Here is a 12058-nt window from a genome sequence, read left to right as displayed (position 1 = left end):
GGCCGCAGGCGCTGCTGCGCTAGCCGCGGGCCGCCGCTGTGCCGCGGCCGCGACAGCGCTCGCAACGCGCGGTGCAGATCGCTGCACTGCCGCGCCGGCGCTCGGCGGCATAACGCCCGCCGCTGCTCCGCTTGTACCGCCGCTTTCGCCGCCCTGCCGCTGCGCCGGGGCTGAGGCCGCTGCCTGCGGCCGGCCTACGGCCGCAGCGCTCAGCCTTCCTGTGCTGCGAAGCTCCATCGGTTGAACGGCTTGTCCGGCCGCCCTCCCGACAACTGCTTCCATTGCAGCGCTGTCCGGATCGCTTTTAGGTGAAGCTGCGGCGCTCAACGGCCTTGAACTCCTGCCTGCAGCAGGCGAACCAGGGGGAACTGTTCTCGCCGCTATATCGCTGTTACCGGCGATCCGCTCCCGCTCGTTCCCTATCTCCATGCCGGAAGTAATACTGCTTTTCCTGCGTGCATTCAAAATGATCGGCATACTCTGCGAGCTGGATTTTAACCTGGCTTGCGCCGAATCATTACTTACTTGAGCTCTATCATGATGAACGGCGTCCATATCCGAGCTTAACCGGTTTGCGCCGCCCATCCTTGTCAGACGCTTGCCCGGTATCAATCCTTGAACCGTTTGCAGGTACCGCTGACCGTCTGTTCCCCCGTTACCCCGTCCAATATCGGTAACCGGCCTACCGGAAACAATCGTCTCTTCTGTTCTCGAAGCGTCATGCATCGATTGTCGCCCGACCGGCTGCCGATTGCTTGACGAAGCCGGGCTTCCCTCACGTTTCGACGCCGTATTCGACGAACTTGCTGGCGGAACCTCGGGAAACGCTTTGTGCCCGGCATTGTCCGTTCTTAGCTGCAGTGCAGCACCGGAAACGCCGGCAGCCCTCGCACTTTGCGCAGACATGTCTCTAGAGACCGTTCTTGCCTGGATTCCCGAATCATCCGTTAAAGCCGGACTGGACGGCACACCCCTAGCTGGTGCAAATGCCTCCGAACTCGAATCGCTGCGAAGCTCCGCTTTCGAAAACAGCCGTTGCATCGGCACCGACGATTTCCCGATTTCAGAAATCGCACGCTCTCTTTTGACAACTGTACTTACAAAACTGAACGGCTCCGCATCCGTTTCACCCGCAACATTCAACGAGCGTTTTCCGCTAATCGGCTCCTTGACTTTATCGCCCGAACCGGCGGCACGCTTGCCTTGAATCGGCTTAAGCTCTCCTTCAACGCCGTCTGCGGCTTCCGCAGTCGAGCTTCGTAGTAACGCTAGTGAGCTGCGATGCAAAATTCCAAAACTGGCGGACACAGAAGCATGATCACCTGACCGCTTAAACCGTACGGGAGTATCAACTTCTGCGGCAGAAAACGGATGACGCCTTGTAGTTAGCGAATTCGGAGCAAAAACACTGCTTATTCCGGCATCTCGCTCAGGCGCTAGTCGAATCATGCTCTCGTTCGGCCGCTGCTTAATCCCGGCTTTCGACGTTCGGTTAACGTCCGTGACGCTTGCCCCTCCGCTATTCCGATCAAATCGGGCATGAAGAAGCGTCTCCGCCCCCCCAGAATTGCTAGGGAACATTCCACCTTCGCCGCGAATCGCCCGCCGCGCCACGATTCCTGCACCTTGTGCCATCGGTGGAACAGGTGAGCCGATTTGCCGCCCGAGCTGTTTCTTCTTCTCATGGAGCACCAAAGATTGACCCGTCTTCAGCTCCGCTTCGGCCATTGGCTCTCGAGACTGAACGAGAGGAATTCCGTTTCGTCTTAAGACTGCAGCCGGAGAAGCCGAATCACCCTGAAGCCGGCGAAAAGATTCATTTTGGACAACCGCAGCCGTATCCTGGTTTTGACTGGATCTGAGGTCAGCCGTCCCCAGCCCGTTCATTCTCTTCCGTCTCGCAGGCTCGGAGCGAAAAGCATTCGATTGCATGGAAAGGATCGTTGTATCCGCTGAGGAATTTCGTGTTGCCTGAGCAGCAGCAAACTTGCCGCGACTGCCGGTTTCCGCAGTCGTCAGCTCCGGATTCCGCTCGCCTGACCGTCTTTTTTCGGACTGCCGAAAAATAGCTTCAACATTGCCCGGACGCAATAGCGTCTGTTCTCCAAAGCTTCCCGAAGGCCGCTTTTTCCAAGAAACAGTCTCCAAGCGAGGATTCGACATTCCGCCAAAACCGCCCGCAACCGTAAAAAGCGATCGTTCCGCCACATCCATCAAAAACGGCCTGCGATGCCCCGCGGTAATCCCTTTTCCGGTATGAAACGGTTGCCTTGTGTTATTCGGCAGCGGATCATTCCCGATCGATTCTCCTGCATTTTGGCGAGGAGCGACATCCTCCTCCATCGTATCTAAGGACGAAACTCCAAAACGTTTTGCTGCTGCCGCAGAACGTGAAAAACGATCTTTCGGCGGATTGGCCGTAGTTGGCCCGTCCGGGATATGCTTCTCCTCAGTTGCGGGAACCGTAAGTCCATCGTTAGCTTGCTCTGCCGCCGACTTGCTTGACGGAACGGTACGCACATCACTGGAATCGTCCGCAGATATTGCCCTAACACTAACGTTTGCGGGATTGCCGGGCAGCGCCCGTCCGACTGCGGAAGCATTTTGTACAGAAGGCTCGCCGACCTGATGATTGTCGCGTTGAACGCCTTGTTTTGCCTGTAAACGCTCTTGTCTAAGCTGGAAACGGATCGCCGTCCATGTGCTTGGGACGTTCCAAAGGCTAGCCCTGACAGGGGGCTGCGTTTGTTCTTCTCCATCAACAGCGGATGTCAGGAAAGCTTTTCGCCTTTGAACGGCTTTCAAGCCCATGACTGCCGGAATGGGGGAGTTCTCCCCAGTTCCGCTAAAAGCTTGACTCGTGCGGTTTTTACCCGTTGCTGCGTTTATGAAAAGATTATCGAAAGCTTGATCCGGTCCCTGGCTGCGAAGAGCCCTTGCTTCCGTTCCGGGCTTTCGATCCCGAATCCTGCCGGTTTCAGGAACAAGCTCATTTGCTGCCGGTGATGCGGGTGAGGCCGATCGAGGCCGGTCATCTTCCCCATCAACCGGTATGTTCCGGGCTTGAAAAGCCGGATTTGTTTTTCTATGTATAAATATATGTGGAAGAATGACACCGAAATCCGATTGCACAGTCGTCGGCTGCTTGGCTTTCAGCACTGCGGGAATATCGATCGAATTCGTTTGTTTCGAAGCCGAAGAAAGCAAATCGCCGGCAGCATCTTCTCTTGATAAGCTGGCGGAAGGCAGCGGGTGTACCGCGCCATCCTCCAAGCCGCCAGATCTTTTCCTGATAAGTTGCGCGACTGACAGCTTATCTCGAGTCGATAAAGAAGACGGTGTTTCCGCCTGCGCATCCGGCCATTCCGGCGTCATACCGATTTTTCTTCTAGTAGCGTTATCACGAGCTTGAGCTTGTCCGGACGCGACCGACCGCCTAGTATCCAAGGATCGGTTCGGATCGTAAACAATTTCTCCCTCGTTAGATGTACCTTTGCGTCCGGTTGTGAAGTTTCCTTCTCTCCCGCTTTTGGATGCCGATAAAAGCTTGCGATTATTTCCCCTTGCCGCACTGCTTGTGCCGGGCAAAGCTTCGCGCCCTTTTCGGGCAGCTTCCGTCTTTGCGCCTTGATTCCGTTTGCTATGTACAGCCGAGCCTTTAGCGGTTCCATCCCGATTATCGGCGGCCTGCTTATCAGGTCCGACTTGCTTTATGATTGTTGCAGCGGCCGAATTAACGGTTTTGGCAGTGCCGCCCGTTCCTCTGCCGTTCATTTTGCCTAACTGTTCCAACAAAAATCGTTTGCTGGCAAGCAAGCCCGCTTGTTCGCTTTGCAGCGTCTTCAGTTGGGCTTCCAGACTCGACCATATCGTATCAAACTCGCCTTCCCCGTCGCCTTGCTCTTCGGAGTTTCGAAAGACGAGCTCCAATCTGCCCAAAAAAGCATTTCTGTAAAAACCGTATTTGCCCATGATGCGCTCGGCAAATTTGCGATTCCCACCTGTCGCCATAACGGCAGGCGGCTTCGTTTCCTTCACCTGCACCATCGTGCGCGCTCCACGCTTACGCTTCGCTCCCGCCTCCGGCTTCGACGCGCTTGCTTCGCTCTCGTCCACGCCTTCGCGTGACGCTCCGCGCTTCCGCTTCGCTGCTCCCGCCTCCGGCTTCGACGCGCTTGCTTCGCTCTCGTCCACGCCTTCGCGTGACGCTCCGCGCTTCCGCTTCGCTGCTCCCGCCTCCGGCTTCGACGCGTTTGCTTCGCTCTCGCCCACGCCTTCGCGTGACGCTCCGCGCTTTCGCTTCGCTGCCCCCGCCTCCGGCTTCGATGCGCCTGCTTCGCTCTCGACCGCGACTTCGCGTGACGCTCCGCGCTTTCGCTTCGCTGCTCCCGCCTCCGGCTTCGACGCGCCTGCTTCGCTCTCGCCCACGCCTTCGCGTGCAGCTCCACGCTTACGTTTCGCCCCCGCCTCCGGCTTCGACGCGTTTGCTTCGCTCTCGTCCACGCCTTCGCGTGACGCTCCGCGCTTCCGCTTCGCTGCTCCCGCCTCCGGCTTCGACGCGCTTGCTTCGCTCTCGTCCACGCCTTCGCGTGACGCTCCGCGCTTCCGCTTCGCTCCCGCCTCCGGCTTCACCGCGCTTGCTTCGCTCTCGCTCACGCCTTCGCGCGACGCTCCGCGCTTTCGCTTCGCTCCCGCCTCCGGCTTCGACGCGCTTGCTTCGCTCTCGACCGCGACTTCGCGTGACGCTCCGCGCTTCCGCTTCGCTGCTCCCGCCTCCGGCTTCGCCGCGCTTGCTTCGCTCTCGACCGCGACTTCGCGTGACGCTCCGCGCTTCCGCTTCGCTGCTCCCGCCTCCGGCTTCACCGTGCTTGCTTCGCTTTCGCCCGCGACTTCGCGTGACGCTCCGCGCTTACGCTTCGCTGCTCCCGCCTCCGGCTTCGACGCGCTTGCTTCGCTCTCGCCCACGCCTTCGCGTGACGCTCCGCGCTTACGCTTCGCTCCCGCATCAGGCTTCGACGCACCTGCTTCGCTCTCGACCGCGACTTCGCTTGACGCTCCGCGCTTCCGCTTCGCTGCTCCCGCCTCCGGCTTCGACGCGTTTGCTTCGCTCTCGTCCACGCCTTCGCGTGACGCTCCGCGCTTTCGCTTCGCTCCCGCATCAGGCTTCGACGCGCCTGCTTCGCTCTCGCCCGCGCCTTCGCGTGACGCTCCGCGCTTCCGCTTCGCTCCCGCCTCCGGCTTCACCGCGCTTGTTTCGCTCTCGCCCACGCCTTCGCGTGACGCTCCGCGCTTTCGCTTCGCTGCTCCCGCCTCCGGCTTCGATGCGCTTGCTTCGCTCTCGCCAACGCCTTCGCGTGACGCTCCGCGCTTTCGCTTCGCTCCCGCAACCGACTTCGACGCACCTGCTTCGCTCTCGACCGCGACTTCGCTTGACGCTCCGCGCTTCCGCTTCGCTGCTCCCGCCTCCGGCTTCGACGCGTTTGCTTCGCTCTCGTCCACGCCTTCGCGTGACGCTCCGCGCTTCCGCTTCGCTCCCGCCTCCGGCTTCACCGCGCTTGTTTCGCTCTCGACCGCGACTTCGCGTGACGCTCCGCGCTTCCGCTTCGCTGCTCCCGCCTCCGGCTTCGCTTTATTCGCACTGCTGTCGATGCGCCGCGAATCGCCCTTGTTCATTCCAACAACCCCATTACCTTCCACATCTTGCTGTGAATCGTCTTCAAGCCATTGTGCACAAGGTCAATGGATTCGATTGCGACGTTGTTGTTGGTCGCGTTAAAATCCGGACCGGCCCATTTGACCGGGTACGCGTCGAAAAAATTCCACCGGCAAACCTCGTGCCCCGAACGGCTGTACATAATTATGGAACCGTTCTTACGCTTCACTTTGCCTGCAATGACGCTCTCGTACCATTCCCATAGGTCGCCGGATCCCGTCAAGCCGCGCTTCAACACAATTTTGGGAAACTTCGTCTGCTTGGGAAACTGATGCACGTAGTTGTTGACGCCGCCCTCCTGATATTCTTGAAGGGCAGTTTCCGCCTGCAGCCCCGTCACTTCGGAAAATCCGCCGACAAGTAGTCCGTCCAGCTCGACTTTGAAACGAAATGCGCCGTTAATATTATGAAGCCTTCCATCTAACATTTACATCGTCACCTCTTGCCGAACACGTCGAACGGATTGTCCGGCCTGTTTCCATCGTCGTTCAGGTTACGGTTTATTCTTGATATTTCCTCACACCATTTGCGGCGGTCGCGATGCTCCATTGACATGATTTCATCGTGCGGCCAGTGATAGTAATATGCGATAAAACCGGCTTCCTCGTAAATCTTATCAACGGGGTATCCGACTAAACCACCGCTGTTTCGGTTAAAAAAGGCAGCTCAACCTCGTGCTCATGCTCGCATTTCGGACACATGACATGAGCTTTTAGCGGCTCGATGTCGTTAATATGCCGGTAGAAGTTTTGCAAGAACGCCAGATCCGCCGTAAACAAACGCTCGATCACGCGCGTATCGATCGCCCGCAAATCGCCGAGCTTCGTAATGACGCGGGCAAGCAAAATAATCGTCAAGTAACCGGGATTTTGCTGCACGCGCTGATCCCGCATCGGCAAAATTTCGTCCGCCGCCGTCGCCAAACGCATAACGCCGCGCTTGTGCAGCGTGCCGTTCTCGTCCACGTACCCTCTTGGAAGCTCAAATTCATACTCTGTCGTAAATGCCATTATGAATCCTCCCTGCGCGCTGATTAACAAGTAACATAAAAGTTCCGAGCGATAATCCTTGTTTATAAAGATAATGAGGAAAATGTGATTAGTAGTGAGTCAAACCTCACTGTTTCTCGCCGAAAACTCATGTTCCGAACGGTTAATAAGGCAAACGAAACAAATAGTGAGGAAAGCGCAATTATTAGTTTCGTTTCCCTCATTAGTTGCTGAAATCCTGCCGTTTACCGGCTGAATAATGAGGGCAGCCTCATTATCAGTGAGTTTTTCTTCATTAAAAGTGCACGGTCAAGTCATCAATTGTAGATCTGACTTGAAGTTATCCCGCTTACCTTCACTTATTCCGCACTTTCTGCGCACTAACTCCAACGTTTACCAGAAACGGGCGACATAAGACGAAAACAAGAGCCGCGAATGGAGATAACCCCTGATCCGTCTCTTGTTTTCAGTCTTCTCGCGGAACGCTACTTCGTACGGGTCATGCCCTCATGCGCCAGTTCGAGCACCTCGATGGCCACTTCGGAGCCGGTTCCGTTGAAGTTAGGAGCCGTATATTTGGTCGGCCACGCCTCGATGACTTGCCAAGTCGCGACGTCCGAGCCTTCCTCGTTGATTGCGATAATCGTTACGGTTTTTCTTTGGATTTTGCCTTGAACCGCCTCCGCAAGCCAGTTGTACATATCCATCGAGTCCGTTACGCCCCATTTGAGCGTAATGTTGCCGTACTTCGTAAGACCGGGCAGCTTTCGCGGCGTCGTCGTTTCGTTGCCTTCACGATATTCGATGACGGATACGGAAGCGTCAAAGCCCGAAATTTCGCTAAAGCCCGCTTGTTGAATGCCTTCTACCTCAACCCGGAATCTAAAATTTCTATATGGATCTCTACGTTCGCCAGGCATACTATTCCCCTTCCTTTAAATCGTTCAAAGGGTTCTTGCTGCACGCATATCCCGGCCGGCAAACGCACCGCGCCTCCGGCGCCGCTGCCGATCCCTCGGCTCCGGCCCTCTTTCCCGACCGACCGTCAGAAGATTCCCCTTGAACACGAATGTTATATCAAAAAGTGCTATTCTTCGCGTGTTTTCTGCGTGATGCGGAAGATGACGAACTCGGCCGGTTTGACCGGCGATACGCCGATTACGCAAATAAGGCGGCCATTGTCGATATCGTCCTGCGTCATCGTGCTGCGTCCGATATTGATATAGAAAGCCTCGCCCGGGCTTCCGCCCATGAGCGCGCCGTCGCGCCATACGCGAGTCAGGAAAGCGTCGATCGTCCGGTGAACGCGCGCCCATAGCTGCTCGTCGTTCGGCTCGAATACGACCCAGTTCGTACCGTTCTTGATCGATTCTTCAAGGAAAATGAACAAGCGGCGGACGTTGACGTATTTCCACAAGCCGTTCGAGGAAAGCGTCCTTGCGCCCCATACGCGAATGCCTTGTCCCGCGAAGAAGCGGATCAAGTTGACGCCGAGCGGGTTCAAAATGTCCTGCTCGCCTTTGTTATACTGCACGTCCAGGCCTACGCAGCCGCGCACGACTTCGTTAGCCGGCGCTTTATGTACGCCGCGGGACTGGTCGGAACGCGCATAAATGCCTGCAATCGAACCGGACGGCGGGATGAAAATATTCCGTTTATCAAGCGGATCGAACACCGAAAGCCATGGATTGTACATAGCCGCATATTGCGAGTCGAAAATGTTGCGATGCGTCAACACGTCCTGCACCTTCGTCTTCTCGCGCGGAATGTCGAGAATGGCAAAACGGCTGCCGAGGTTTTCGCAATGCGCGACAAGAGCAAGCTGCACGTTCGGATCCGTTACGCCCGGAATCGCCATGATGCTGACGACGTCGTTGTCGATGAACGACTGGATGCCGGTTCTTCTGCCCGGACCGCGGTCGACGCCCATAAAATCGCTTGCCGCCAAATTGGCTATGGAGCCGTCGCTGCCGCCCGAAAGCGCGATTTGGAATTTCCCTTCGGACTCGTTTAATCCGGATAACGATTCGAATGGCGCAACCGATCCGAGATCGCTTCCTCTGCTTATGTCTTCGACCTTGATAATATTGGAGCGCGAAACGATTTTATCGATATGGTTTGCCGCCGAAACGTTAAGCGAAAGCTTCTCGAACGATTCCGCTTCGTCGCCGTAGAAAACGTGCATCGTAAATTCGCAGGTCGTCAGAACCTTTGCAGGCAGCAGGTTCGTATCGATCACATCGGCTTCGCCCTCAAGCGGAGCTGCAAGCTCGATGATATTGTCCTGCGAGGAGACGATTTTGTTATACTGCTTGACGCCGCCCGCTTCGAAAGCAACGACGTCGCCTACGTTGAAGCCTGCATTGTTTTTCACTTTGTATTGCTTCGCTTCGCCCGGCGTTCCGAGAATTTCGTAAATTTGCGTTTTGGCTTTGCTTGCCGGTACGAGTACGGCGCGAATTTGATTGCCCCATGCTCCCGGGTTTTTAGCGGTAATGCGAAGCAGCTCGGACTCCTTGTTTCCGGCGTTAGCCGCAGGCTTCGCATCGGAAGGCGCAACACGCATAATAAAAGCGCGGGATCCTCCGTTCAAGAAAAAGTGCTCGACTGCATAAGAGAGAAACCGATAATCACCAAAAGCGTTTTCCGACAGGTAGCTGCCGAACAAGCGATGAAAATCGGCAACGCTGGTAACAAGCTGCGGAACGCCCTCCACTTCGCCGCGCTGTGCAAGGCCGATAAAACCCGCCGTGCTGGTGCTCGCTCCCTCGAGCGGCTGCGCGCCGCTGTCAAACTCTTCGACATACACTCCAGGCGATAAGTATTCAGCCATTATTCCCCGGTTCCATCGTTTACGCTCGGCATCGTTTAGAAGCAATTATGTATGCGTAAAGGAAACCAGTTCTCTCCTTTCTGGTAAAAAAATATTATGTAGACGCCCATAATGCGGCGTTCTGCCCTAACGAACCGGATCCGGTCGCCGCGACATCGGCACCGGCTTTCACATACCATCGGCATAAGTATATTCGCCTAAAATGAATACAGCGTTTTCATAATCCGGAGCCGTTTGGCATACAGCATTCATGCTCCGAAGATTCGAGTTATTCCGACAAGAACATTCCGGCTTTTGTCTTTAAATTGACGGGAAAAACAGGGAATACTGTAAAAAGGCGCATTACTGAAACTATTATACTTGCAAAAGCAAACCATGACTATAAGAGTATAATAAAATTACCTAAAAGTTTGTTAAAATTTCGCGAAAACGAAAGTTTATGTCGAGAATCGGTCACATTTTGTTAACATTTGCCGAAATGCAAAAAAAGGTCTATACCGTCTAGGACGGAAGACCTCTTTGCTTGCTTCCCGAATTATTTCGGTACGTCCTCCCGATAAATGGCTTGGAACGGCTGTTCGGGGTAAAGATTCGTCTTGCGCTGCTGCGGAAAGGCGACCCACCGTTTCTTATCGGGATCGTACAGCTTCCACGTTCCGTCCGCTTCCTCCGTCGTCAGCAGGCTGCCGAACGGCACGATCCGGCCGGAGGTTTCCGGAAGAACGCTCCTCCCCTTCCCCGGCGTCCATTCGAACCACTTGGGCTTATCGCTTGCCGGCCGTTCGGAAACGTATATCTTTTGGCCCGCTGCCGCAACCGTCGCCCCTGTCGTCTCGAGCTTTCGTCCGTCCCGCATAACGAACTCCGTTACCGCTTTGCCGTCTCGCGTTTTTGTCCAAAACACCCCGTCCGGCCGCGGGATAATAGGCAGCTTCAACGCCTGATATTTATCCGCCAAAACAGTCGTCGCAAAGTCCCGGATAACGGCCGTTTTTCCTTCCCCGTCCATACTCCAGCGATCGATCCGGATCGTTTCGGCCGCTTCATCGTACCTTTGCGTCAGCAAATAAAGCGTGCGTTCATGCGCATCGAAAGCCATCGCGTTGAAATAGCCGCCAAGCTCGCTTGCGGCGACCAGCGTCTTCGTCCGGCCGGACGGAATATCGTACAGCTTCAATCCCTGATAGTCGACATAAGCAATTCGCTCGTCGTCCAGCCAAGCAAGAGGCAGATTCATAAGCACATCCGGAAAATGCATCGGACTGCGAACTACCGCAGGCGGCTGTCCCGGCCGATCGAGCACAACCGCATAATAACGTCCGCCTTCATCCGCGTTAGGACCGCCCATCTCGATCATTCCGAGCGCCCTTCTATTATCTGGCGAGAAGAGGATGAAATCGTAATATTTCGCGTATGCCGATTCCAGAACCGGTTCGCCTGAAGGGAATTGCCGCCATTTCCGCTCCGGAACCTTACTCAGTCTGACGCTTCCATCCCAATGCTCTCCAAAATAGCTGCCGGAAACGGAAAATATATTTTCCAAATTCACATGCCACTCTGTAGCGCCGTCCGGAACGGTTATCGATAAACGGCGATCATCAAGCCATTTGCCCGCCGGCCCCCTCACCGACGGATCGTTGCCGTATACGGCGATATTCGCCCTATCCGTTCTTATCGGCTCGGAAAACACAAGCACCGCTTCCTTCTCCCTTTCGGGCATCAGAAGCTTCGTGCTAAGCTCGTTTCCCTGCAGAAGCAGCATGTCTTTGCCGGCAACCAAATCAGGCTCTACTTCGTAAACAAGCTTCCGATCGCTGCGCTTCAGCGTGATTGGCGGAATATCGCCGAAGAAGATCACGGCTTCCTCCCGTATACCAGTAACGCTCCCTTTGTATCGAATATTGGATCGGTCCAGCTGCGTCTGTTCCTTTTCCAACTTTAGCGTTCCGCCTTCCGCCTTAATTTGCCTTGTCAATCGTTCCAGCGTCATCTCGTCGCTCGTCCCGAACTTCACGAAGAAATAGATCTCTTCCATGTAGAGCGCGTACGTTTCCGGCTTTTCGGGCAATGACAAGGGCGGCAACATGGGCAGAGGCTCGGTGCCGAAATTGACGATGCAAGCGGAAGCGCCGCCGAACTCCCCTCCGTCCTCTCCCCGGTTCAATTGACAGATCGAAAGCTCCGTCAACGATTCCGCAACTCCTCGTTCCTTCCCGGGCGAAGCTGGCGGCGTCGAATAAGGCGTTGCATTTGCAGCGGACGGACTGGCGCTGCCCGGAGAAGCGCTCGAAGGCGAGGGACTTGCGGATTCAGCGCCCGTTTCGCCGCCGCGATTTTCGCATGCCGCCATGATTGCGAACAGCGACGTAAGCAGAACCGCATACATCAACCTTTTTAGCCAGCCGTCTATTTTTCCGTCCGTATAACGAGATCCGGCTAAGCCTTTCTCAAACCTCTCTCCCATTACATCCCGCCTTTCCGTTCCCCTTTCCGTTCGAGGGATATCGCCTTTCTTAATAAGAC

The 12058-nt window shown here is 55.7% G+C and carries 6 protein-coding genes and 1 pseudogene; all 7 read right to left on the bottom strand.

Annotation, left to right across the window (positions count from 1 at the left end; genetic code table 11):
• Positions 1–5673: pseudogene (locus tag DQG23_RS16280) on the bottom strand (hypothetical protein); the annotation flags it as partial.
• Positions 5670–6140 (bottom strand): phage tail protein, encoded by a 471-nt coding sequence (locus tag DQG23_RS16275; RefSeq protein WP_113031910.1) that lies wholly within the window; start codon positions 6138–6140, stop codon positions 5670–5672. The gene DQG23_RS16275 and the pseudogene DQG23_RS16280, both read right to left, overlap by 4 nt.
• A gap of 8 nt (positions 6141–6148) precedes the next feature.
• On the bottom strand, positions 6149–6325 hold the full coding sequence (locus DQG23_RS43580) for a DUF6760 family protein (RefSeq protein WP_337589402.1): 177 nt from the start codon (positions 6323–6325) through the stop codon (positions 6149–6151).
• Positions 6326–6345: 20 nt separating this feature from the next.
• Positions 6346–6723, bottom strand: coding sequence for a phage tail assembly protein (locus DQG23_RS16270; protein ID WP_113031909.1), 378 nt, complete (start codon positions 6721–6723; stop codon positions 6346–6348).
• A gap of 464 nt (positions 6724–7187) precedes the next feature.
• Positions 7188–7622 carry a phage tail protein gene (locus DQG23_RS16265; RefSeq protein ID WP_113031908.1) on the bottom strand — a complete coding sequence of 145 codons (435 nt, stop codon included), beginning with the start codon at positions 7620–7622 and terminating at the stop codon, positions 7188–7190.
• A 167-nt stretch (positions 7623–7789) separates the two neighbouring features.
• A complete protein-coding gene (locus DQG23_RS16260) occupies positions 7790–9535 on the bottom strand; it encodes a phage tail sheath subtilisin-like domain-containing protein (protein ID WP_113031907.1) in 1746 nt (581 codons plus the stop codon).
• Between the two features lie 535 nt (positions 9536–10070).
• Positions 10071–11999 (bottom strand): hypothetical protein, encoded by a 1929-nt coding sequence (locus DQG23_RS16255; RefSeq protein WP_113031906.1) that lies wholly within the window; start codon positions 11997–11999, stop codon positions 10071–10073.
• Between the last annotated feature and the right edge of the window lie 59 nt (positions 12000–12058).

The sequence above is a fragment of the Paenibacillus contaminans genome (assembly GCF_003285015.1).
Taxonomy (GTDB): Bacteria; Bacillota; Bacilli; order Paenibacillales; family NBRC-103111; genus Paenibacillus_V; species Paenibacillus_V contaminans.
This window is presented reverse-complemented; position numbering and strand designations above follow the sequence as displayed.